Raw genomic sequence first — 23,619 nt, forward strand, 5'->3', positions numbered from 1 at the left:
ACGAGTTAAAGATTCTTATGATATCAGGACTTACAAGCAATTTTAGTCTACTTATTACCATACCTTTTAACTATTGTATGTATTAAAATATAGGAATGAGGTATCAAAAATAACAGCTAAATTGAGGAGTGGAACTGTGAGCTTACTATTTAAAGAATTAGACTGCAATAAAACATGTGACAAAGTTGATGAATTTTTAACTGACGATTTAGAAAAGCTAATTCTGATGGCCGGCCGTAATCTAACCGATTTGCGGTCTCCAAGCTTATCGCTTGCACCTGGTCATTCTAGTGGAGCTAATCATGCTGAAGCGAGCATAATTCGTGGACTTAATGCAGAAGCTGAAATAAGAGCAATTCATCACACTATTTACCACCTGCCTGAAATGTCAAAGATAATCATGCGCGATCTTTATATTTATCAGATGGAGAACTGGCAAATAGCTGAAGCTATTCAATATAGTCATACACAGTACAATGTTTTTAAAAGAAGGGCACAATTGTTTTTTGCGGATAGTTTCGATCACTGGCAAAGATACATGTCTTGTGAGCCGATTATTGATTTGCATCAATATAAATAAACTTGCAAGATCGCTGAAAGATACTTATTTTTTAGCGATAGTTATATTGCCACGTTAAAGGCTATAGTAGTATTGTGAGTTAATTCGGAATACGTAATACTTACACAAAACTCCTATAAAACAGGCTGGTAGTGGTGCAACTCCGCTATCAGTCATCAGATATCGCAAGTATCAGCGTTAATTGTTTTATTATTTAAGTCATTTGATTTTTACATGTTTTTATTCGCTTGTGATATCGCTAAAGAGTTTGCTTATTAAGATAGCAAGCTCTTTTTATTTTGCACAAATTAAGGTGGTGGTGAATATGCGATGAGTAAGATGGAAGATGCAAAAGCAGATTATCTGGCTGGTATGAAGTACAAAGATATTGCTGCTAAGTATGGCGTTGCTCTTAGTACAGTAAAGTCGTGGAAGACAAGAAATAAGTGGCAACGGAATAATGCAACTAAAAAGAAAAGTATGCATACAAAATCAAAAAGTATGCGTACAAAACCTGAAAAAGTTGCACCATCTTTACCACCACCAGCATTACCAGATAATGATGAGTTGACAGATAAGCAAAAGGCTTTCTGTTTGTATTATTTACAGCGATACAATGCCACCTGGGCTTATCAGCAAGCGTATGGTGGAAGTTACGATACAGCTCATACCAATGGACCTCGATTACTTGCTAATGCTTGCATAAAAAAATATCTCACTGGTCTAAAAAAGCAGCAATCGCAAGAGCTATTTGCCACTGCTAACGACATTCTATTGCGTTATTTACACCAAGCTACCAGCAATATATCTGATGTTCTTTCATTTAGAACTAAGAAGCATTTAGTCTTTTATAAAGTACGCGATAAGAATGGTCCTTATGAGGATTCAAATGGCAAGTTTAGATATGAGCCAAAGATTAATCCTGAAACCGGTAAGCAAGATTTTTACTATGAAAATATTGTTGAATTAAAAGATAGTAAGGATATTGATACATCTAATATTAAGAGTATTCGGATTGATAAAGGTGAAGCAGTTGTTGAAATGGAAGATCGTCAGAAAGCAATGCAGATCCTTCTTGATCGCTTACCTGAGCCTGAAGTTAACGATGGTAGCACAACTTCACTACTCAATGCTTTAACTGGCGGAATGGCTAAGATATGGAGTAAAGATAACAATGAAAACAGTTAGATTCAATTTCACTCCATTTTCAAAAAAACAACTGCAAGTTCTAAGCTGGTGGGCTAATCCTGATTTAAAAGACTATGAAGCAATTATTTGCGATGGCTCGGTTCGTGCCGGTAAGACCGTAGTAATGTCCCTATCTTATATATTGTGGTCAATGACTAATTTCACTGGTCAACAATTTGGTATGGCTGGTAAGACTATTGGCTCTTTTAGGCGTAATGTGTTGCGTCCATTAAGAAGTATGCTGGAGAGTGAAGGATATATAATCCATGATTCTCGCTCTGAAAACATGATAACCATTAGTAAAAATGGGCATACTAATTATTACTTCATTTTTGGCGGTAAGGATGAAGCTTCGCAGGACCTAGTGCAAGGTATTACCTTAGCTGGGTTCTTTTTTGATGAAGTTGCACTTATGCCGGAATCATTTGTTAATCAGGCTACTGCAAGATGTTCGGTTAGTGGCTCAAAGATGTGGTTTAACTGCAACCCCGCAGGACCCTATCATTGGTTCAAGCTTGACTGGATTGACCAGATGAAAGATAAACGTGCGCTAAGACTTCACTTTACGATGCACGATAATCCATCCCTTGATAGCGTAACAATAGGCAGATATGAACGTATGTATTCAGGCGTATTTTATCAACGCTACATTCAAGGTTTGTGGGTTATGTCAGAAGGTGTTATCTATGACAACTTTGATAAAGATACTATGGTTGTTAAAGAACTACCTAGTCATTTTGAAAAGTATTATGTTTCATGCGATTACGGAACACTTAACCCAACCGCTTTTCTTTTGTGGGGTTTAAATCACGGTACCTGGTATTTAATTAAAGAGTACTACTATTCTGGTAGAACTACTTCACGGCAGAAGACGGATGAAGAATATTGTGAGGACTTAAAGAAATTTCTTGGCAATATAAAAGCTGAAATGATTATTGACCCATCAGCTGCATCATTTAGTGCAACTTTAAGACAGAATGGCTTTAGGGTTAGAAAGGCCAAGAATGATGTGTTAGATGGTATTAGAGTTACCCAGACAGCCATGAACGAGGGGAAGATAAAATTTAGCATGAATTGTCCTAATTTGTTCAAAGAATTAGCCAGCTATGTTTGGGATGACAAAGCAGCAGAACATGGTGAAGATAAGCCGGTTAAACAGCATGACCATGCATGTGATGCAATGAGGTATTTTGTATACACAATTATTTACAAGAAAGTTACTGCAAAGGTTACTGTACGTCCTAGAGTACGTGGCTTATAGAAGGAAGGTGTAAAAGTGGCAGTTGTAATTGATAAAGATTTACTTGGCGATGTTAATGAGCCGAATGTTGAGGCAATTAACTATGCGGTTAGAGAATTGCAAAATCGCAAAAAACGGTTAGACAAGCTGTCTGATTATTACAATGGTAAGCAAGAAATTGAAAAGCATGAGTTTGATAATGCTACCGTTGAAGCAGCTAATGTGATGGTTAATCATGCTAAATACATTACTGATATGAATGTGGGTTTTATGACCGGTAACCCTGTAAAGTATGTTGCTGAAAAGGGTAAGAATATTGATGATATCCTAGAAGTATTTAATCAAATTGATATTCATAAACATGATATTGAGCTAGAGAAAGACTTGTCAGTATTTGGCTATGGCTATGAGTTGCTTTACCTAAAAAAGACTGATCCAATATCTGTTAGGGATGAATTAGGAAACGAGAAACTTACTCCAAATACTGAATTAAAAATTGAAGTAATTGACCCACGGGCAACTGTTGTGGTTTGTGATGATACAGTTGAGCATGAGCCTTTATTTGCTGTATTTACACAGGAAAAGAAAGATCTAGCTGGTAATACTAATGGCTATAGTATTACTGTTTACATGCCTCAGCGAATTGTAGAGTATCGTACAAAAACAACTATGGAAGTTTCAGCAGATGATCCGATTGTTTATGATGGCGAGAATTTATTTGGTGCAGTTCCAATAATTGAATTCAGAAACAACGAAGAAAGACAGGGAGATTTTGAACAGCTCATCTCTTTGATTGATGCCTATAACTTATTACAAACGGATCGAATTTCGGATAAGGAAGCATTTGTTGATGCAATACTTGTTACCTTTGGTTTTGGTTTGGATGATAACGAAGATATTAAACGTTTGAATCGTGGCGCTATTGAAGCTCCTCCGCGTGAAGAGGGGGCTGATATTGAATGGCTAACTAAGAGCTTTGATGAAACTCAAGTCAACTTGCTTAGTCAATCCATTGAAAACGACATCCACAAGATTTCATATGTGCCAAATATGAATGATGAGAAGTTCATGGGTAATGTGTCTGGAGAAGCGATGAAGTTTAAGTTGTTTGGTTTAGAGAACTTATTATCAATTAAACAGCGATACTTTTTTGATGGCTTACGTCGAAGATTGAAACTGATTCAAACAATTGTAAACATTAAAGGTGCTAATGATGATGCTAGTGGATGTAAGATCTCACTTGCAGCTAATATTCCTTCTAATTTATCTGATGTAGTTAATAACGTTAAAAATGCGGATGGAATAATTCCTAGAAAATATACTTATAGTTGGCTTCCTGACGTTGATAATCCTCAAGATGTCATTGATGAAATGAATCAGCAAGATGCTGAAACAATTAAAAAGAATCAAGAAGCATTATGTGGGCAAGATCCAGATCGTTTAGAATTGGAGGATAAGCAAGATGATTCGAGTGAGAATGATAAAGAAACCGGATCAAACAATAATCAGAGTCACCGGACACGCGCAGTATAGTGTTAAGGGTTCGGATATTGTTTGTGCTTCATTTTCTACGCTTATTACTCATACCGTAAATAATTGCACTAAAGTAACTGTAACTGATAAAGATGGTTTGCTAACTGCTGTATTTTTAGATCCCAAAAGCGTTGAAAATAAGATACTGTTAAGTGCATTTGAAAATACAGTAAACCAATTAATTGACCAATATGGGCAATATATTTCTTGGTGTTGATTCTCTATGAAAGTTAATAAGAAGAAGTTTACTTATTGGCAATTACGTGATTTACAAGATGAGCAAAGAAATCAAGATGAAGCAACTAAGAGATTAAGAATAATTAATAATGCATATCAAAAAGCACAATCATACTTGAGCGACGAGGTTAAAAAGATCTATCGTCGCTATTTTTATGCAGATATTTCAAAAGAAGAAGTTGCAACTATCATGTCTTCGCACATTTCTCCTTCTGAATTGGTTACTCTTAAAGCCTTATCGTCTAGTATTACTGATAAGAAAAGTAGACAAGCAGTTGACAATTACTTAGGTAGGCTTGCAGCTAAAAGCAGAATTACACGACTTGAGGAAATGCAACTTAAAGCATACATTGCTGCAAAATCAGCTGGTGCAACTGAACTAGATCAAAATGTTAAATTGCATACTGACATAATGAAACACGCTTGGTCAGAAGCAGAGAAACAAAGTGCTGCTTATGACACTACTAAGGATTACACTTTACACTCTCCTCACTCTGTAGAAGTTAAACAGGACAAAATAGTCATTAAAAATCCTGATACTGGTAAAGAAGTGGCTACTGTTCCAATGGATAAGGATGTTCCAAAGAGTAAGATTACTGAAATCCCTAATCGCTATGTTGAAAAAGCATTAGAAACTCGCTGGAAAGGAAAGAACTTTTCATCACGTATCTGGGGGAATACTGATAAATTAGCCGAACGATTGCAGGAATTGTTTACAGTTAAAGAACTGAGTAATCTCCCTGAACGTGAGATGATTAAGCGAATTGAGCAAGAATTTAACGTTGGTAAGTTTTATGCCAGTCGTTTAATTAGGACTGAAGCTAATTTCTTTTATTCTAAAATTAAGTTAGATAATTGGCGTAAACGTGGAGTTAAGCAATATCAATTGTTAGCAGTTATTGATAGTCGTACTAGTAAGATATGCAGATCAATAAATGGAAATGTCTATAATGTTAAAGATGCAGTATTTGGTAAGAACGTTCCACCATTGCATCCCTTTTGCCGTACAGTTCCAGTAATTTATTTAGGTAATGCTAGAAGTGCAAGTAATAAAACGGTAAAAAAGTAATTTGTAGACCTAAGCAAGTCATAAAACTGCCTCGAAAATTTAAATACGTATGTGGATTTGTTACTGCATATCTAAAATTCACCGTGTAGAAATATGGGGTGGCTTTTTTCATGCAGTTTTTTTGCAAGTGTGCATGGGTAGAAAGGACTAATTATGGAAAATAAATTTTATAAAGGTTTATTAAAACTTAATTTACAACGATTTGCTGATGAAGGACAAGGTGAGGGAGGTGATGACAGTAACAATGCACAAGATGAAGTAAAAGATAATGGTTCAACTGATGAGCAGCCTTTTAAAACCTTTAATACTCAATCAGAATTGGATTCTTTCGTAGATAAGAAATTGGCTAAGGCTTTAGATACAGCTCGCTCTAAGTGGGAAAAAGAGCAAAACGATAAAGCCCAAAAAGCTAAAGATCTTAAGAACATGTCTCCAGAGGAACGACAAGAGTATGAATTTAAGCAAAGGGAGAAAGCCTTGCTTGATAGAGAAGCTGATGTAACTAAGCGTGAAAACAAGAATAAATTGGCAACTCAGCTAATTACCGATGGCTTGCCAGCAGAGCTAGTAGATGTTTTCGATGATGTTCTAACTGATGAGGATAAAATGACAGCTACTTATCAAAAAGTTAGTGACGTTTTTAGAAGTGCTGTTCATGATGCTGTTGAAACTCGATTAGCTCAAGGTGCAAAACCACCAAAGATCTCAGGCAATACTCAAACTAACAAAACTACTGGAGAAATCTTTGCTGAAAGAGCTAATGAATCTCAAAATGTAAAAAATGATTTTTGGAATTAGAAAGGAAAAAATATGTACACACAATTTCAAAATGGTAAGCAATTAAATTTTCTTGCTTCTGAAAAATTTACTGCTTTCCCAGAAACAGTTAACAAAGATAATTACAATGTAAAAACTGACGATCTAGGTCGAAAGTATATTCCAGCTGGTACTGTATACCCAACTAATGATGCTAAAGCTATTGGTATTACTGTTAATGACGTTTATGTGACAGATAGTGATACTAATCAAATGGTTGCTGTAATGCGTGAAGGTTGGGCATTAAGTCAACGCCTTGACCCAGTGCCAACAGCTGACGCAATTAAAGCAATGACTGCAATTCATTTTAAAGATCTGGAAACAGAAGCAACCCCATCAACGGATGATACACATAAAGTTCAATAAAAGGAGAAAATAGTAAATGAAAAATCAAAAGTTAAAATTAGATTTACAACGATTTGCTACACCAATTCTTGATATGTTTAGTCAAAGTACTGTTCTTGACTATACTCGCAATCGTCAATATCCAGATATGTTAGGCGATACTTTATTTCCAGCTGTTAAAGTACCAGCTCTTGAAGTAGATATTTTAAAGGCAGGTAGTCGAGTACCAACGATTGCTAATGTTTCAGCATTTGATAGTGAAGCTGAAATTGGTAGCCGTGATGCAAGCAAGATGACTGCTGAATTAGCATATGTAAAACGCAAGATGCAACTTACTGAAGAAATGTTAATTAAACTTCAAGCACCGCGTAATACTGCTGAAGAAAATTATTTAAAGCAATATGTTTTTGACGATATTGATGCTATGGTTCAAGCCGTAAAAGCTCGTGGTGAAAAGATGACCATGGAGATGTTTGCTACTGGTAAGATTACCGATAAATCACATGGTATCTCCATTGATTATGGTGTACCTAAAGCACATCAAACATCATTAACGGGAAATAGCACTTGGGGCAAGGATGGTGCTTCAATCATTGAAAACTTACAAGATTGGTCTGATAAATTAGATATCACTCCTACAAGAGCTTTAACTTCTAAAAAGGTACTTCGAGTACTAATGCGTAGTACTGAAATTAAAGAAGCTATTTTTGGTAAAGATACTGGTCGAGTAGTCGGTCAATCAGATTTAGATCAATGGATGACTGCACAAGGATTGCCAATTATTCGTGCTTATGATGGAAAATATCGTACAGAAGATGCTAAGGGCAACCTTACAACTGAATCTTACTTCCCAGAAGATAGAATTGTGCTATTTAACGATGAAGTACCAGGTCAGAAGATTTATGGTCCAACTCCAGAAGAAAATCGTTTAGTTTCAAGCAATGCACAAGTTTCTAATGTAGGCAATGTGATGGCTAAGGTATATGAAACAAGTGAAGACCCAATTGGTACTTGGATTCTTGCAGCTGCGACTATGCTTCCATCATTTGCCAGTGCAAATAATGTTTTCCAAGCTAAAGTACTCTAATTGTGGAGGTGCTTAATGTGGATCAAATGGCAGAAATGGTTTCATCCCTAAGCACAAGATTACAGGTTTCTGATAATGACTTAGTAACAGACTTAATTAAAGAAGCAATTGCTCAAGTCCTAGATTATACTGGTCAAAAGAAATTAGTTGGCAACATGGATATCTATGTTAAAAAGCTAGCAGTTATTAATTACAATCGGATGGGAATAGAAGGTGAAACCCAACGAACAGAAGGTGGAGTTACTAATTACCTTGAAGTTGGAATTCCTAAAGATATTCGATTGGGACTGAATCATTATCGAATAGCAAAGGTGACTAGGCTATGAGATTAAAAGAAAGTGACTTGACAATTGTCTATATTAGAAAGCCTGCGGATGTTCAAGATGATGAGGGTTATACAACTAAAGGTTGGAGTGATCCTCAGCCAATTAAAATGAATGTTCAATCGGCTGGCGGTTCTGTTAATGCTCAACTTTACGGGAAAGATATTAAGTACATTAAAACGTGCAAATATCAAGGAAAATTATTATCAGAAGGACATGGAGAAGGCTATGGAATTTGCCTAAATGTTCCAGGTACTAGTGATCCAGATTATAAGATTACAGCTATTCAGGAGTTTTCTACTCATAAGAACGTTACCTTAGAGCGAATTAAAAGGGATGAGCAAAATGATTAATGTAGAACTTAGAGGCCTTGATGAGCTGAAGACAAAGCTCAAAAAGCTCCCTAGCGTAGTTGCTAATGCTACAGCTAACGGACAAGAAACTGCTATTGAACAAGCAGAAGCCTATGCAGTGGACGAATTGCAATCCAGCATAAAGTATTCTACTGGCGAACTTGCACGGAGCTTTAAGCATGAAGTTAAAATTGATAACGATGAAGTTATTGGTCGTTGGTGGAACTCGTCTATGGTTGCAGTGTTTCGTGAATTCGGTACTGGTTTAGTTGGAGAGATGTCGGATAAACAACTTCCACAAGGTGTTGCAATTACCTATCGGCAAACACCGTGGTTCTTTCCAGTTGATTCGGTTGATTTAGATTTAACTAAAATTTATGGCATACCTAAGATTAAAATCAACGGTAAATATTTCTATAGAACTGCTGGGCAACCAGCTAGACAGTTCATGACACCTGCTGCTAATCGAATTGAAAAAGAAGCACCAGAAATCATTAAGAAATCTGTAGATCAGGAATTACGTGATAAGTTAGGTGATTAAATGGAAATTTACAATGTTAAAGCACTTGTCTTTAAGACGCTTAAATCTATTCCAGAATTAAAAATGGTTTCACCTTCTTATCCTGGTAAATTCACAGCATTCCCGACTGCGATTTATTCGACTAGTCAGTCTTCTTATGTTCGTAATGCTTATCAGGAAGAAACTGATACGGAATGGAAGATAACGATTGATTTATATAATGACAAAGGATCACTAACGCAAATAAAAAATAAGCTCATTGCTAAGTTTTCAGCAATGGGCTTTTCTAATAGTATTGGCGATCAAGATTTGAATGGAGTAGCACGAGTAGTACTTGTATTTACAGGAATTGTAGATAACACAAGTAAACGTGTATATCAGAAAGGATAAAAAATGAAAAACGCAAAATTATATAGCAACTTATTGAAATTAGATATTCAACGATTTGCAGTTGATAGTTCCGAAGGACTTGTAGGAACAGGAACTAAGTTAGAAAGATCAGAAGATGGTTCTACCTGGGAAGAAATTGCAGATATTAAAACTATTCCTGAATTAGGTGGAGATACTGAAAAGATTGATGTTACTACCTTAGCAGATGATCGGCGTAAGCAAGTAGAAGGTATCCAAAATGCTTCTAACGTACAATTCCAAGCTGTATATAAGGGTGCAAGTTTTGCTAAGGCACTAAGAGAAGCTGGTAACCGTAAGCAATACAACTGGAAAGTTACTTATCCAGATGACATGACTGCAACAATGCGTGGGTCCTACAACATTAAGTTTGGTGCCGTAGCTGTTAATGGGGCATTAGGTTACACAATTACTATTACTGTATCTGATGGTCCTCATTTTACTGCTGCTGGATCAACTCAACCTGCAAGTAAGTAATAGCCAATGATAGGCGTGGGTTCGATTCCCATGTCTATTTTTATAGAAATATTAAAAAGGAGAAATTAAATTATGGCAACAACAATTAAGAAAGCAACTAAAACAGTACAACTAGGTGATCTTGAACTTGATTTAAAGCTTGGTGGACGTGAGATTTTTAAGATTGAACGGCGCTTAGGTAAATCAATGCTCTCCCTCTTCATGGATTCACAAGGTGGCAACAAATTGCCTCCAGTTAACGAAATTCTGATTGTTCTACAAGGCGCAAATCAAAGTCACGGTGTAACGGATAAGCGCGTTATTGAAGCATTTGAACAATACTTAGATGATGGTCACACTACCATGGATTTATTTAATGAGTTGATGGAACTATTTGATGAATCTGGTTTTTTCGGCAAGAAAAAGAAGAAGGGTACCAAGACCAATACGGAATCGGAAGAAGTAACTCTCGATTCAGTGGAAACCACCGAAGACGCATTGATGTAAACGAAGATCATTTTGATACAGTCTCTGACTTATTCAAACATCTATATCCAATTGCGGTTGAATCAGGAATAGACGCAGATCACTTTTGGGATATGGATTTTGGCGAAATCATGACGCAAATAAATGCCAATGAAAAACGTAGATTAGAAGATTTGCGTGCTAAGGCATACATGGATCATCGTTTAAGTGAAATGGTGGCATTTGCCTTTAATGATCCTGCTAAAATGCCAAAAGTTGAAGAGGCTTATCCATTTGTCAAAGATCCTGTGGAAGAGACTACCGAGCCAGATGAACCTGATTGGAAACAAGATCAGGCTCTATTAATGCAACAAGCTCAACGAATTAGACAGTTCAATAAAGATAAAGGAGGTGGAAGTTAATGGATTTAGAAGAACTTGAATTAAGGTTTACTGCCAATTATGGGGATGTAATGCGAAAGCTTGATGAATTCACTAATATCATTAGCCAAAAAACTAATGATATGCAATATAAGATTCAAGATGGCTTAGGCAAAATTAATCAGTCAATGAATGACAATGTTTCAAAAGCTAATGAATCTGCTAAGGAAGAAGTTCGTCAGCGTACTGAGGCAGAACAAGCCAAACAAAAACTGCTTGAACAGACTCTTAATACTCAAAATGATGTTACAGATAAAGTCATTCAAGGGAATAAAGAACAGGCTGAAAGTTCTAAAGAAGCTGTTAATCAATCAGAAAAAAGTTTAGATAGTTTGACAGCTCGTTTGCAAGAAGCATCTAATATGCAACAACGAATTGCACAACAAACTAGTGCAGCACGTGAAGCCGTATCTGATATTGCTAAGCCTAAAGAGCAGTCACAAAGACGAGAAAGAGCAACAACACGTCCACAATTTCTAAATTCAAGTTTTGATGATTACCAAGAAAAACGGATTCAAAGCTATATGCCTAAGCGTCCCGTTGATTTAGGTATTGATGATGAAATCCAAGCTGAAGCCTCTCGTGCTAAAAAAGAAGTTGATGGGCTGGTCACTCACATCAATGAAAAGATGGAACAGGCTCGGTCTATGCAACGTAGAATCGCTACTTTAACTGCTAACCGAGATAATCTTGATATGAGTAAGCAAGGAAGTAAAGTTAAGTCAATGAGACTAGACGATCAAATTGCTGATGCTCAAATTAAGATGGCGAGATACCAGAACCAAGCCAAAGCTCTTGCGCAAGAAATGTCGCAGGAACTTAATTCAATTCCATCATCCCTTAAGCGAATTGAAACCGAAATGGATCAAACAGAAGGCAAGATTGAACGAATCAGACGCTCAATTGCTGAAATGAGAGATAATGATGCCACCCTTGGAAGATCCGCGGGTAATGATAAGGAACTTAAGCAAGCAGAAGCTGAATATAGGCGCTTGGTAGCTAGAAGTGATGAACTTGCTAAAGCTTATAGTTATGTAAGCTCTCGTGGAGATGAATTAAAGGCTAGTTCTTCTCGAATTAACACTGAGCTATCTGAAGAAAATAAAAATGTTTCAGGGCTTAGTTCAAAATTTAATAGACTACGAAATACTATCTCTAATGTTAACTCGTCTTTAAAACGCTTTGGTAATAGTGGAAATTCTTCTATGCGTCGAGCTGGTGGTGGTGCGTCAATGTTAAGCGAACGTCTTAAGGGCGTTCGAATGGCAATGCGTATGCTAGCTAGTCAATTGATTGTCTTTACGTTGCTCTACCAAGGGATCATGATGTTAGCCCAAGGTATGGGTGCAGCGTTAATGACTAATAAGCAATTTGCAAGTAGTTTTAATGCAATTAAAGTAAATCTATTAACTGCTTTTTATCCTATTTATAGCTATGTTTTACCAGCAGTGAATGCTTTGATGAACTCACTAAGAAAGGCAACAGCATGGATTGCGCAATTTAGCTCTGCTTTAACAGGGATGAGTTTATCCAGTGCCAGAAATGGTGCACATGGTTTGTACGATCAAGTGCAAGCGATGAATGATACTTCTAAGGCGGCAAGTAAAGCTAATGAAGCTGTTAAGAAACAACAGCAAGAACAAGCTAAAGCTGTACAACGTGCTAACCAACAAATTGCCCAAGCCAATCGTCAAGGTGCGGCGGCAGTTGCAGCCGAAAATGAGCGAATCAAGGCATCTAATGAACAAGCTAAAAAAGCGTTCGAAGATACTAAGAAAGCTAATGAAGACTTGCAAGCTTCCTTGATGGGCTTCGATGAGCTTAATGTTCTTGATAACAGTAAAAATAATCAAGATAATGGTTCATTTGAGGCACAACCATTAGAGAAGTTTACTCCGCAACAAAAGCAAGACAGTCCTATTTTTGATGATGCTGGATTAGATGATAGTGGTACAGGAGACGGTAACCAAGGACTTGACTGGAATGTTCCATTAGAAGCCTCACAGAATGCTATTGATGCAGCTAACAAGGTCAAAAAAGTTCTAGGTGAGATCTTTGACCCAATGAAGAAAGCTTGGGATGAAAAAGGTCAAGCTGTTGTGGATGCTGCTAAATACTCATGGCAAGAAATCAAACGCTTGTTAGGTGATATAGGTAATTCATTCTTACATGTCTGGGATAATGGCACCGGACAAAAAGTGATGGAAAACTTACTTCAGTTGCTAGCTGATATGCTGAATATTATTGGCGATATTTCTAGGGCATTTGCTGAAGCTTGGGAAGAAAGTGGTCGAGGGACTAAATTTATTCAAGCCATTTTTGACTCACTTAATAATATTTTAGTTGCAATCCATCACATAGCTGAATCATTCCGCAATGCATGGAATACGGGTAATCTTGGTAAGAGAATTTTTGCTAATCTCTTAGATTTAGCTACTAAACTAGTCGAATTTATTGGAGATATTGCAAAGTCATTCGATGAGGCATGGCAACATGGCAATGCTGGTACAAAGCTGTGGCAGGCATGGCTAAACGCCTTGAACAATATTCTAGATATTTATAAGAATATTGTTACTTCAATTGATGAAGCGTGGAAGCATTCAAACTTGGGTGTTTCAATCTGGAGTCATTTAATTCAAATTGTTATTGGTGTAGGCAATACAATTGGTAACTTAGCTGGTCAATTCGATAAAGCATGGCAACATGGTAATGTTGGTACATCAATTTTTAAGACTCTTCTAGGCATGGTTGATGATATGCTTGGTGCTCTAGGAGATATGGCGACATATACTTCAAATTGGGCTAAAAAGCTTGATTTCACTCCACTATTGAAGTCAATTGATAACTTGCTAAAATCCATTCGACCTGTAACAAAAGATGTTTGGGATGGCTTATCTTGGGCTTATAAAAACGTCTTACTTCCACTTGCGGGATTCACAATTACTCAAGTAATTCCTGAATTCTTTAATGCATTAGCTGCTGCACTTAAGGTTGTTCATAGTGTAGTCAAAGCGGCTAAACCAGTTTTTGAATGGTTCTATGATAGTTTTATCAAGCCATTAGCTAAAATAGCTGGATTTGCAATTGTGGAAGTTTTAAAGCTTTTAACTAAAGCACTTGAAGGATTATCTGATTGGATAGACCATCATCAAACAGCAGTTAAGATTATGACTGCAACATTGCTTACACTCTTAGGTATAAAAGTTGCTAGAGCTACTATTGCAGGCATTCAAAGCTTTACTGACACCCTTAAGATTCTGGCAATGCTTAAGTTCGATAAGCTAAAAGCTGGTGTTAAGTATGCGGATGATATGCTTGGTGTTGTAATTGAATTTGCCAAACATCCAATTCTTAACATCAAGGAACTTGCAAAATTAAGCTTTGAAAATATTAAAGGCGGTTATGCCCACATAAAAGATTTATGGAGTGAAGTAAATCAAGGCTGGCAAGACAGTAACTTAGCTAAGACTGACTTCCTTAAATCAGCTCGCTCCTCTATTCAATCTGGCGAACCAATGAAGTTAGGTCAAAAATTGGGTACTGGATTATCAGGCGCAATGATTGCCGTAACTTCTGGAATTGATATCTACAAAGGAATCAAAGCAAAGAACAAAGAAGAAAAGTTCGCTGATTTTGGTTCTGGAATTGGTGGAGCAGTCGGAGGCGCAATTGGTCTTTGGTTTGGTGGTCCATTAGGTGCAGCGGTTGGTCAACAAGTCGGCTCATTTATTGGTAAATGGGGCGGTGTTGGTGCTTCTAAGTTTGGCGATGGCTGGGCTAAATATGGCAAAGGTAAAAAGCCTAAAGACTGGGTTGAAGCAATTGGCTTTAAGTCTCACGAAATATTAGACAACTTTACTTCTTGGGCTAAGTCTGTTGGTAAAGACATTAATACCAACATTACTAAGGGCAAGAAGGAAGTTCAAACTGCTAGCTCTAATATTCATAAGTGGTCCACTAATTTTATTTCTAGCGCTAAAAAAGATATTAAGAGTTGGGCACAAAATGTTGGCTCTAACATCAACAAAGATATAGACAAAGGTAAGAAACTTGCTAAACAAGCAGGTACTAAAGTTAAAGAATGGTCCACTGATTTTATTAGTGATGCTAAAAAGAAAGTTCATGACTGGTCTTCAAAAATTGGTTCTGACGTAAATAACAGCGTTGAAAATGGTCAAGCCATGGCTAAGAATGCTGGAACTAAAATTAAGAACTGGACTACAGGCTTTAGAGAGTCGGCAAGTGGACTGGTAAGGTCTTGGGCTGAAAGACTAGGCGACCACATTAATAATGGTTCTGAATCTTCACGCTCAGGAGCTACTAATGCGGGTAGCAAACTATCTAGTTGGACGCGTAGTTTCTTTGGAAATGCTAACCAAAGTATTTCTAGTTGGGCTGGTGGTTTAGGTGGTCATGTCGATAATGGAATTGGCAATGCTTATAATTCGGCTAGGAATGCCGGTGAACGATTAGGAAGTTGGGTATCTAGTTTCAGACATAACACTTCAAGAACCTTGGGATCCTGGGCTGGTACTCTTGGTAGCACAATTGGAAATGGTATAAGGGACGGCATCTACAACATTAGTAGTGCTGTTCAAAAAGTTGTGGATGCAATTGTTAATCCAGTTCAAAATGCTACTAATAAAATTAAGGAAGGTATTGACTGGGTACTTAATAAATTAGGTGGCGGTTCAATGAACTGGGGGTTCTTCAACTGGAATTCCTATGCAACCGGTACAGATAATCACCCAGGTGGTTTAGCACTGGTTAATGACCAAGAAGGAGACATCTACAGAGAAAGTTATGAATTGCCAAATGGTGAGCAAGGATTATTCCCTGCTAAGCGTAATTTCTTAACGTACTTGCCAGCCGGTACCAAAGTTAAAACTGCTACAAGTACAGCTAATGAATTAGCCGGTATGGTTCCTAAGTATGCCGGTGGTATTGGTAACTTTAATTTCGATTTTAGTGGTATTTTTAGTGGAATTAGTTCAGCCTTAGGTAATTTGGATTTTGGCAATATTTTTGATGGAGTTGGTAGTTTTGTAGATGGTGTGATGGAAGAACTTGAAAAAGTTACTGATGATATCGCTCATCCAGAAAGACTGGTTAACTACATTGTCGATAAGTTTGTTACTTATGATTGGAGCTTAGGAGATGCCTCGCTTAAGTTTGCTAAGGGTGCTGTTAACCAAGAAAAGAAAGGTATGATGAACTGGGCTAAAAAGGTTATTAATCAATTTGGTGGCTCAACTCATCAAACTGGACCAGGAGCAGAAGGTTGGCGTAGTGCTGTTAAGAAAGCTTTACGTAAAAACGGATTGCCAGCAACTCCAGCATATGTAAATGCTTGGGTGCGTCAAATTCAGACCGAATCTGGTGGTAATGAACATGCCGTTCAAGGCGGATATACTGATATCAATACTCTTACAGGTGACTTAGCTAAAGGGTTACTACAAACTATTTCAGCAACTTTCAATGCTTATAAGTTTCCTGGTCACGGTAATATCTTTAATGGCTACGACAACATGCTTGCAGCAATTAACTATGCTAAGCACCGCTACGGTTCAGACATGCTGGCTGTTATCGGTCACGGACATGGCTATGAAGATGGCGGTTTAATTGCTAAACATGGTTTTTATGAGATTAGCGAAAACGACAAGCCAGAAATGGTTGTTCCTTTAACTAATCGTGAGTTAGGTATGCGAAGAATTAATGAAGCTATCGAATTTATGAATCATAATTTTGGTGGTGGCTTGCAAATGCCATCTTCCTTAAACAGACGAACTGCTATTGATAGTTCAATTTATTCTGATACTCAATCTAATGATTCTACGTCTGTACAGCGTGGGGGATTTAAGGAAATGAGCACAGAATTAGTAAATGCAATAATTCAAGCAATTCAAATGCAAAACTTTAATAGTAATAACGGAAAACCTATTGATTTACACTTATCTGTCAAAATTGGTGATGAATCATTTGGAGAACATGCCATTAAGGGTATTAATACCATTAACCAAAAGAATGGTAGAAATATGTTAAATCTTTAGAAGGAGGAAATGAGTGATTGTATTCTTTAAAAATTTCTGGGACAGTGGTTAATCCTGCCCCGCAAACTATGCAGGTAACAATTCAAGATATTGACGCAAAAGCAACGCGTGATGCACAAGGGTTACTACATCGAGATCGAGTAGCTACTAAAAGAAAAATCACGTTAGCATTTGGTGCACTAACAGTTCCAGAATGTGCAAAGATTTTAGGAGCAGTTAAAAGTGAATTTTTTAGAGTAGATTACTTAGATCCACAAGATGGAAATATGCGGTCAGGAACATTTTATGTAGGAGATCGAACAACACCTGTTTACTCTTTTATAGATTCAGTACCTGTCTGGAAAGGCTTATCCTTTGATTTGATAGAACAGTAGGAGGTGAGAAATATTGCTAACACAGACAAAAGAAGTTAGAGATGCTTGGCGAGCATCACAGAGAATATTAGACATTAAGGTAGTGGTTAATGGAAAAACGTATAGTGCTACTGATATTAACAGCTTGAAATACGATTCAGGAGCTTATACTGGTGATACATTTGCTATCGGTTCAACTTATTCAAATAGTGTTCAAATTGAGTTTTCACATTTAATAGAAAATCTAAAACTTGGTATGGAAGTTTTACCAAGCATTGGAATTAAAACGTCTAAAGGTTACATTTACGAACCATTAGGCGTTTTTATTATCTCTAGTGAAATCAAGATGGATCGCAATAACAATCTTACTTCCATTAGTGCAAGTGATAGATTTTGCGGGTTAGAGGGATCCTATAAATCTAAATTGGCTTATCCAGCAAAAGTTTTAGATGTAATTGCTGAAATCTGTGCACAATCAGGAGTCGAGACTAATGTGGATGACTTAGCTAGACTTCCATATCAAGCTGACTTAGCCAGTCCCATTACAGGGCAGACTTATAGAAAAGCTTTAGGTTGGATTGCACAATTGTATGCTGGGTATGCTACCTTTGATCGCCATGGCTTATTTACAATTAGAACTATTGCAGAACCTAACTATGAGCTGGATCCCAGTCAGTATGAACAAGCTGGTTTAACTAAAAATGAAGCTCCATATAGAATTAGCGGTATTCAGTGCCAAACTACAATTACTACTAAAACTAGAGATGGCGAAGATACTGATGAAACTAAAACTTATCAAGTTGGAGATTCAAATGGATCTCAAATTAAGCTTGAAAATAATATTATGACGCCTGATAGGTTAACTAATATTTGGGAGCAGATTAAAGATGTTAATTTCTATCCATTTAGTTTGAACTGGTTTGGAAATCCTGCTGTTGAAGCTGGTGATTGGTTAAAACTGCAAGACAAGCAAGGTAATAAGTTTATTGTTCCCAACAATAGCTACACGCTTGATTTTAATGGAGGTTTGTCAGCAACTTCTAAGGCAGATCAAACTTCTTCCACAGACTCTGTAATAGCTTGGGAGGGAACATTCTCTCAAACCATTAGAGAACTTCAAGGTCGTAAAGCACCAGATGGAACAGTGATTTTTCCACCTAGTGTAACTGAACTACCTACGAATGCCAAGCCTAACGATGTTTGGTTCAAGCAAAATGGTAATTCAACAGAATTGTGGGTGTTTACTGAACAAGAAGATGGGATTAGAAAGTGGGTTAGGAGGGATTTAACTCCTGACGAGATTAAGAAGCAAGTCCAAGAAGCACAAGCCGGCTTAAAAGATGCTAAGAAAGAAATAGCAGATAATCTGGCTAAAGCTGATAGCGATATTGCTGAACTTAATGAAAGTATTAGCAATCAGAATTCAAAGATTGATGGATTGAGTACTAGTGTTAATACTGTGGTAATTCCTAAAGTCACTGATATTACTAATCGGATGTCTGATGTTGTCACTAAAGTAAATGAATAGAAAAATATTGTTACTGGGTTACAAACTCAAGCTACTCAACAAGGTAAGGATATCTCTAAGATCACTACTGATGTTCATGGTGTTACTGTTGATCTAGCTAACCTTAATGGGGATGTAAATCAAACCAAGGCTACTGTACAAGGTTTACAGACCACGTTAGGCAATGCTCAAGGGGATATAGCACAAATAAGGGTAGATGCTAAAAAACTTTCTACTAGTTTATCTGGCAAGGTTGATACTTCTACATACGCTAATTTTGTTAGTGCAACTAATAGTGCATTGAATGCTAAGTTAGTAGCTAGTGATTTAAAGGGCTATGCAAAGACCACTGATGTTCAAGCTACGGCTAATGGATTGCAGGTAAATATCAATAGTGTTGCTGATCGAATGAATAACCTAAAAATAGGTGGAAGAAATTTAGTTGCAAATACTGGTAAAGAGTATGTAATGGGCTTTGGCATTCCTAATACTATATGGCAGAACGGCTATGCACATTCTGTACTACCACAAGGTGATGGAAACGAAATATCACCGCAGTCTAATGCCTTTCTTTATGAACTGACACCACAGCGTGAGTACACGCAAACTATTTGGTTTCAAACTGATGCAAAAATAAAAAATTTAAATAATACAAAAATTACGTGGTTTTCATGGGAAGATAATCATGATTTGCAACCAGCTAAAATCGAACAAATAGGTCCCAATAGCTATAAGTTATTTTCAACGTATATTTGGCCTAAAGCCAAAAAGATAAATAGGGTAAGATTATTCGATATTTGGGGGCTGAACAAGAGTTTTGATTTAACTAGTGGCACTTATTTGAATTTCGGAAAATTAAAGCTAGAAGTAGGTAATACTTCAACAGATTGGATACCAGCCTTAGAGGATACTGAACATGATATAAATGAGCTGTCGGCTCGTATTACTACAAATAGTCAGCAATTTAGTAGCTATTATACAAAGTCTGAAACAGATAGCAGAACTAATTCTGCTAAAAATGATGCAGTTAATACTATTAAAAATGATGGTAATTGGAATGGATTAAAAAATATCTTAACTAATAGTGGATTTCTTCAAACAGCAGATGGTTTTACTCAAAAGGTTCAACAAACTACACAACCAATATTTAATTCTATTAATAGTGGTGGCGTTAATCTGTTAACAAATACACTTACACTCCAAGGATTTAACAATGCCGGAAATAGTGGAAACTATACTGGATTTAATATTGAATCCAAAGAAAGCCATATTAATGAAACTAATGGTGACGAAATTAAAACTAGTGTTTTTCGTGTTTATGGAAATGATTTAAATCATGCTCCAATATATTTAGGACAAAACTTTACTTTACCTGTGGGAACTTGGACCATAAGTTTTTTAGCTCGAAATAATTCGACAGGTAACGAGAAAAACAAATTAAGTTTTTATACTGATGATTGTGCTAATCGAGGCTGGACACCATTAGGAACTTCAGATGACATTGATAATGTTTGGAGAAAACACCAAATTACTTTTACCACCTCTAAAACTACTTTTGAACAAAATCCACGTATTCACATGCCTACTACCGATATTGTTCCCGGTGGCTCTTTATATTTAGCTAATTTCAAATTGGAATCTGGTCCTATTGCTACCACCTGGTGCCCTGCACCAGAGGATTATGCAACACAGATTGCTTTCACTGAATTAAATCAGACTGTAGCAGGTTTAAGATCAACTGTTTCGAATAATTATGGAACATTAAATTCTCAAATTGCTCAAACTGCAGGAACCATAAGAAATGAAGTAACTGATAAAGTTAATGGCCTACAGTCACAAATCACTCAAAATGCTAATAATCTTAACTTTAAAGTAAATGCAGTAGGAGATCTTTCCAATATTTGCTTAAATCCAAATTTTGATGATGGTAGTACGGCAGGTTGGGAAAACATATCTAGTTCTACTGAAAATGGAGGAAGTCCGTCTAAATTTTATGGAGGAATTAGTATACGAGATGGATTTTATGGAAATATGTTTTCAGTATCAGCGGGAGATAAATATTATTTTTCTGTTTTTGCATGGCAAGATCAATCTTCGCATAATTTTAGTATCGGTTTAACTTATTTACAAAAAGATGGTAGCTGGAACTGGCAACCTGCTATAACATTTGCACCAAGTGAAGGCGGAAGAGAAAAAACAGGAACCATTACTATTCCTTCAAATGCAGTTAAAGCCAGAATATGGGTTCAAATTGATGCTTACTCTGATTACGGTCATTGGTGGTTCACTAATGTCAATGTGAGAAAAAATGATACTCTTGCACAAATCAACATGTCCGCCGGCACCACACTGATTCAGAATGACAAAATCTACATGGATGCAAGTTCTACTGTGTTCAGTGGTAAGGCGTTTATCCCTAACGCTGCAATCACTAATATCTCAGCAGACAAGATTAACACAGGTACTTTAGACGCGGGTAAGATTAACGTAATCAACTTAAATGCCAACAACATCACCACCGGTACTATTAATGGTGCTAACTTGAAGATTAATCTTAATAGTGGAGATGTAAATTTTCAACATGGACGTATCCATAATTGGAGCAATACATTAGATATAAATATTGATCAGAATTATATTTCTACTGCAAATAATGATACTAAAGCAATATTAAAAAATGGTGAACTTCAATTAACTCAACCACAATTGTTTGATTTAAGTCCTGATCCTTATTTAAGGCTTTGGAATAATGGAACAGCAGGAGATTTTTCAGTTGCAAGTCTAGATGTAAGAAATGGAATTGCTATTCAACCCAAAGATTATAGGGGAAATTCTATTTATGCCCTATTAGGACTTCTTGCAAATAACTCATGGGCCGGATTTTATACTGGTAAATGGGGCGGTATAGATAATAAGCTTTTAACGGCAATTGGTGGAGCTGATCAGGGAATTACTATTCATGGCGGTGCTCATTTCCAAGATACTAGTAGTTTGGGAAATGAGTCTTTTCCAATGATCACAGTTGGAAGCGATCACTTGGGAACTACTTTTGGCAATACTAAAATAGTAATTAATGCTGAGTATACTTATTTTCCAATGAGTTATACCAAAACAACTGGCTCTGCTCCAAACGCTTTTATTGCAAGCGATGGTGCTCTAGTTCGTTCAACATCAGCATCGAAATATAAAACTGACATTCAACGTAGTTATTCAACAGAGTATGGTGACAAGCTTTTAAACCTACCAACAGCCATCTGGACTGATAAAGGTCAAAAGGAAAGATATGAAGCAGGTAAACGTCATATTAAACCTGAAAAATACTTCGGTATGATTGCAGAAGATTTAGCTGATGCTGGCTTAGATCTCTTAGTTAGTCGGAATCCAGAAACACATGAAATCGAAGGTATTCAATATGAAAGAATAGCGCCTGCGCTTTTACCAGTAATTAAAAAATTAAAAGATAAAGTAAATAGATTGGAGAAACAAATAAATGAATAATGATAACGCAATTTCGCAAAAATTAATTAACAAGTTAGCAACTAGTGAGTATAACAACGCAATTTTACAAGTAAGAATTGACGAATTAACTCAAGAAGTAAATCAATTAAAGTCAGAAAAGGAGAACAATAAAGATGTTAAAAACAAGTAAGTCAATTGCAATTTCAGGAAGATCAATGGTGGAAGATAAGCAGGTCGCTACTTTTAATGCGAATATTTATGAAGCTAACGCGTCTGGTGGTAGTGATAACATCAATATGATTATTACTGACCGTGATTTATATGATGCAAATAAAGCTACAGTTAGAAAAGATTTGCAAGACTTTCAAAGTAAAGTCTGGTCCGCTCAAGATGAAGTTATGGCGAGCGCTGATGAAAAGGCGAGTGAGGGATAATGAAACGAACTCATATAGGAAGTAATATAAGCGATAACTTCCAACTGTTTTTAATTGGGCTAGCCTTATCAGCTATGGGAATACTACTTTGGACAGATCATACATACTTCTTTTGGCCACCACAGTTTGCTAGGCTTATGAATGATGATGGTTTGGACGCTGTAGCTGTGGTTACTGGATTTGGATTACTATATTACGCAGTTACAAATGAAAAGAGCAATACAGTAGCAGGAGTTTTGTTAAGCATCTCAGCAGGCTTTACAGGGCTGGTTGCGTGCATTCAATTAATTCATGCTATTTTTGCAGGACAAGCACCTATGTTTTTAGGCTTTATCTTGTCCTGTTTTTTATTGGCGGAAATTTTATATACGGCAAGAACTAGAGATACGCGATAAGAGGTGAGGACACTTGCATGACTTAATTCAAGATCTAATTAATCTAGCACAAGTGTTGACACCTATAATTCTTGGAGTACTAACTTGGAACTTAAATTCTAAGAAGACTAAGCATGATGGCTTAGCAGATGATAATGACAGGATAGTGAAAGAAAATAAGCGTCTTACTAAGTTGAATGCTGAAAAGGATAAAGAAATAAATAATTTATTGAAAGAGAGAGATAGAAAATGAGATTAGATATTAATTTGATTTGGGCAATTGTTGTCCTATTAGTTGCAGGAATGGCAACTGCCTATAGTTTAAATAAACAAAAGTTAGAAAAATTGGCGCTCACACATCCCAAACTTGCAAAAGTCTTAGAAACAGCCGGCGTGTTAGCAT

At 36.6% G+C, this 23,619-nt stretch carries 24 protein-coding genes; all 24 read left to right on the forward strand.

Annotated features, from left to right (window positions below; all coding sequences use genetic code 11):
• Window positions 1-136: 136 nt before the first annotated feature.
• The 24 genes from RDN22_RS07010 to RDN22_RS07125 all read left to right on the forward strand — a co-directional run bounded on the left by RDN22_RS07010 (window position 137) and on the right by RDN22_RS07125 (window position 23,469).
• Window positions 137-580, forward strand: coding sequence for an ArpU family phage packaging/lysis transcriptional regulator (locus tag RDN22_RS07010; RefSeq protein WP_159311001.1), 444 nt, complete (start codon window positions 137-139; stop codon window positions 578-580).
• A 309-nt stretch (window positions 581-889) separates the two neighbouring features.
• Window positions 890-1,747: a terminase small subunit gene (locus tag RDN22_RS07015; RefSeq protein WP_113779146.1), complete on the forward strand. Its 858-nt coding sequence runs from the start codon at window positions 890-892 to the stop codon at window positions 1,745-1,747.
• Window positions 1,734-3,008, forward strand: a complete 1,275-nt coding sequence (locus RDN22_RS07020; RefSeq protein ID WP_113779147.1) for a PBSX family phage terminase large subunit — start codon at window positions 1,734-1,736, stop codon at window positions 3,006-3,008. The genes RDN22_RS07015 and RDN22_RS07020 overlap by 14 nt, the downstream gene beginning before the upstream one ends.
• Before the next feature lie 15 nt (window positions 3,009-3,023).
• Entirely contained in the window at window positions 3,024-4,520 is a 1,497-nt protein-coding gene (locus RDN22_RS07025) for a phage portal protein (protein ID WP_269261250.1), read from the forward strand.
• The gene (locus RDN22_RS07030) at window positions 4,465-4,737 is read left to right on the forward strand and encodes a ribosomal-processing cysteine protease Prp (protein WP_236547648.1); all 273 of its coding nucleotides are present in this window, start codon (window positions 4,465-4,467) and stop codon (window positions 4,735-4,737) included. Before RDN22_RS07025 ends, RDN22_RS07030 begins: the two co-directional genes overlap by 56 nt.
• A gap of 6 nt (window positions 4,738-4,743) precedes the next feature.
• On the forward strand, window positions 4,744-5,826 hold the full coding sequence (locus RDN22_RS07035) for a minor capsid protein (RefSeq protein ID WP_308557012.1): 1,083 nt from the start codon (window positions 4,744-4,746) through the stop codon (window positions 5,824-5,826).
• 153 nt (window positions 5,827-5,979) lie between these two features.
• Entirely contained in the window at window positions 5,980-6,624 is a 645-nt protein-coding gene (locus RDN22_RS07040; protein WP_113779151.1) for a DUF4355 domain-containing protein, read from the forward strand.
• A gap of 12 nt (window positions 6,625-6,636) precedes the next feature.
• A complete protein-coding gene (locus RDN22_RS07045) occupies window positions 6,637-7,008 on the forward strand; it encodes a hypothetical protein (RefSeq protein ID WP_113779152.1) in 372 nt (123 codons plus the stop codon).
• Window positions 7,009-7,024: 16 nt separating this feature from the next.
• Window positions 7,025-8,074, forward strand: a complete 1,050-nt coding sequence (locus RDN22_RS07050) for a major capsid protein (RefSeq protein WP_308557014.1) — start codon at window positions 7,025-7,027, stop codon at window positions 8,072-8,074.
• 8 nt (window positions 8,075-8,082) lie between these two features.
• A complete protein-coding gene (locus RDN22_RS07055; RefSeq protein ID WP_374043090.1) occupies window positions 8,083-8,400 on the forward strand; it encodes a phage head-tail connector protein in 318 nt (105 codons plus the stop codon).
• Window positions 8,397-8,750: a hypothetical protein gene (locus RDN22_RS07060; protein ID WP_113779154.1), complete on the forward strand. Its 354-nt coding sequence runs from the start codon at window positions 8,397-8,399 to the stop codon at window positions 8,748-8,750. The genes RDN22_RS07055 and RDN22_RS07060 overlap by 4 nt, the downstream gene beginning before the upstream one ends.
• Entirely contained in the window at window positions 8,743-9,291 is a 549-nt protein-coding gene (locus RDN22_RS07065; RefSeq protein WP_269261246.1) for an HK97-gp10 family putative phage morphogenesis protein, read from the forward strand. Before RDN22_RS07060 ends, RDN22_RS07065 begins: the two co-directional genes overlap by 8 nt.
• Window positions 9,292-9,660: a hypothetical protein gene (locus RDN22_RS07070; RefSeq protein WP_113779156.1), complete on the forward strand. Its 369-nt coding sequence runs from the start codon at window positions 9,292-9,294 to the stop codon at window positions 9,658-9,660. It abuts the gene before it with no gap.
• 3 nt (window positions 9,661-9,663) lie between these two features.
• A complete protein-coding gene (locus RDN22_RS07075; protein ID WP_308557016.1) occupies window positions 9,664-10,155 on the forward strand; it encodes a phage tail tube protein in 492 nt (163 codons plus the stop codon).
• Between the two features lie 72 nt (window positions 10,156-10,227).
• Window positions 10,228-10,641 (forward strand): DUF6096 family protein, encoded by a 414-nt coding sequence (locus RDN22_RS07080; RefSeq protein WP_113779158.1) that lies wholly within the window; start codon window positions 10,228-10,230, stop codon window positions 10,639-10,641.
• Window positions 10,642-10,733: 92 nt separating this feature from the next.
• The gene (locus RDN22_RS07085; RefSeq protein ID WP_113779159.1) at window positions 10,734-11,021 is read left to right on the forward strand and encodes a hypothetical protein; all 288 of its coding nucleotides are present in this window, start codon (window positions 10,734-10,736) and stop codon (window positions 11,019-11,021) included.
• The gene (locus RDN22_RS07090; protein ID WP_308557018.1) at window positions 11,021-17,089 is read left to right on the forward strand and encodes a lytic transglycosylase; all 6,069 of its coding nucleotides are present in this window, start codon (window positions 11,021-11,023) and stop codon (window positions 17,087-17,089) included. Before RDN22_RS07085 ends, RDN22_RS07090 begins: the two co-directional genes overlap by 1 nt.
• 17 nt (window positions 17,090-17,106) lie before the next feature.
• Window positions 17,107-17,463 carry a DUF6711 family protein gene (locus RDN22_RS07095; protein WP_080558343.1) on the forward strand — a complete coding sequence of 119 codons (357 nt, stop codon included), beginning with the start codon at window positions 17,107-17,109 and terminating at the stop codon, window positions 17,461-17,463.
• Between the two features lie 13 nt (window positions 17,464-17,476).
• Window positions 17,477-18,970: a hypothetical protein gene (locus RDN22_RS07100; protein ID WP_308557020.1), complete on the forward strand. Its 1,494-nt coding sequence runs from the start codon at window positions 17,477-17,479 to the stop codon at window positions 18,968-18,970.
• Window positions 18,971-19,249: 279 nt separating this feature from the next.
• Window positions 19,250-22,447, forward strand: a complete 3,198-nt coding sequence (locus RDN22_RS07105) for a hypothetical protein (protein ID WP_308557022.1) — start codon at window positions 19,250-19,252, stop codon at window positions 22,445-22,447.
• Window positions 22,440-22,598 (forward strand): hypothetical protein, encoded by a 159-nt coding sequence (locus tag RDN22_RS07110; protein WP_175532621.1) that lies wholly within the window; start codon window positions 22,440-22,442, stop codon window positions 22,596-22,598. Before RDN22_RS07105 ends, RDN22_RS07110 begins: the two co-directional genes overlap by 8 nt.
• A complete protein-coding gene (locus tag RDN22_RS07115; protein ID WP_065169404.1) occupies window positions 22,582-22,842 on the forward strand; it encodes a hypothetical protein in 261 nt (86 codons plus the stop codon). The genes RDN22_RS07110 and RDN22_RS07115 overlap by 17 nt, the downstream gene beginning before the upstream one ends.
• The gene (locus tag RDN22_RS07120) at window positions 22,842-23,237 is read left to right on the forward strand and encodes a hypothetical protein (protein ID WP_065169403.1); all 396 of its coding nucleotides are present in this window, start codon (window positions 22,842-22,844) and stop codon (window positions 23,235-23,237) included. Before RDN22_RS07115 ends, RDN22_RS07120 begins: the two co-directional genes overlap by 1 nt.
• 13 nt (window positions 23,238-23,250) lie before the next feature.
• Entirely contained in the window at window positions 23,251-23,469 is a 219-nt protein-coding gene (locus RDN22_RS07125; RefSeq protein ID WP_065169402.1) for a hypothetical protein, read from the forward strand.
• The last annotated feature ends 150 nt before the right edge of the window (window positions 23,470-23,619 follow it).

This window comes from uncultured Lactobacillus sp. (assembly GCF_902491705.1).
Taxonomy (GTDB): domain Bacteria; phylum Bacillota; class Bacilli; order Lactobacillales; family Lactobacillaceae; genus Lactobacillus.

Coding starts and splice junctions, on each gene's coding strand:
- RDN22_RS07015 (WP_113779146.1), top strand. CDS start 890: ATGAGTAAGATGGAAGATGCAAAAGCAGATTATCTGGCTGGTATGAAG.
- RDN22_RS07020 (WP_113779147.1), top strand. CDS start 1,734: ATGAAAACAGTTAGATTCAATTTCACTCCATTTTCAAAAAAACAACTG.
- RDN22_RS07030 (WP_236547648.1), top strand. CDS start 4,465: ATGATAAAGAAACCGGATCAAACAATAATCAGAGTCACCGGACACGCG.
- RDN22_RS07035 (WP_308557012.1), top strand. CDS start 4,744: ATGAAAGTTAATAAGAAGAAGTTTACTTATTGGCAATTACGTGATTTA.
- RDN22_RS07040 (WP_113779151.1), top strand. CDS start 5,980: ATGGAAAATAAATTTTATAAAGGTTTATTAAAACTTAATTTACAACGA.
- RDN22_RS07045 (WP_113779152.1), top strand. CDS start 6,637: ATGTACACACAATTTCAAAATGGTAAGCAATTAAATTTTCTTGCTTCT.
- RDN22_RS07050 (WP_308557014.1), top strand. CDS start 7,025: ATGAAAAATCAAAAGTTAAAATTAGATTTACAACGATTTGCTACACCA.
- RDN22_RS07060 (WP_113779154.1), top strand. CDS start 8,397: ATGAGATTAAAAGAAAGTGACTTGACAATTGTCTATATTAGAAAGCCT.
- RDN22_RS07065 (WP_269261246.1), top strand. CDS start 8,743: ATGATTAATGTAGAACTTAGAGGCCTTGATGAGCTGAAGACAAAGCTC.
- RDN22_RS07070 (WP_113779156.1), top strand. CDS start 9,292: ATGGAAATTTACAATGTTAAAGCACTTGTCTTTAAGACGCTTAAATCT.
- RDN22_RS07075 (WP_308557016.1), top strand. CDS start 9,664: ATGAAAAACGCAAAATTATATAGCAACTTATTGAAATTAGATATTCAA.
- RDN22_RS07080 (WP_113779158.1), top strand. CDS start 10,228: ATGGCAACAACAATTAAGAAAGCAACTAAAACAGTACAACTAGGTGAT.
- RDN22_RS07085 (WP_113779159.1), top strand. CDS start 10,734: ATGGATTTTGGCGAAATCATGACGCAAATAAATGCCAATGAAAAACGT.
- RDN22_RS07090 (WP_308557018.1), top strand. CDS start 11,021: ATGGATTTAGAAGAACTTGAATTAAGGTTTACTGCCAATTATGGGGAT.
- RDN22_RS07110 (WP_175532621.1), top strand. CDS start 22,440: ATGAATAATGATAACGCAATTTCGCAAAAATTAATTAACAAGTTAGCA.
- RDN22_RS07115 (WP_065169404.1), top strand. CDS start 22,582: ATGTTAAAAACAAGTAAGTCAATTGCAATTTCAGGAAGATCAATGGTG.
- RDN22_RS07120 (WP_065169403.1), top strand. CDS start 22,842: ATGAAACGAACTCATATAGGAAGTAATATAAGCGATAACTTCCAACTG.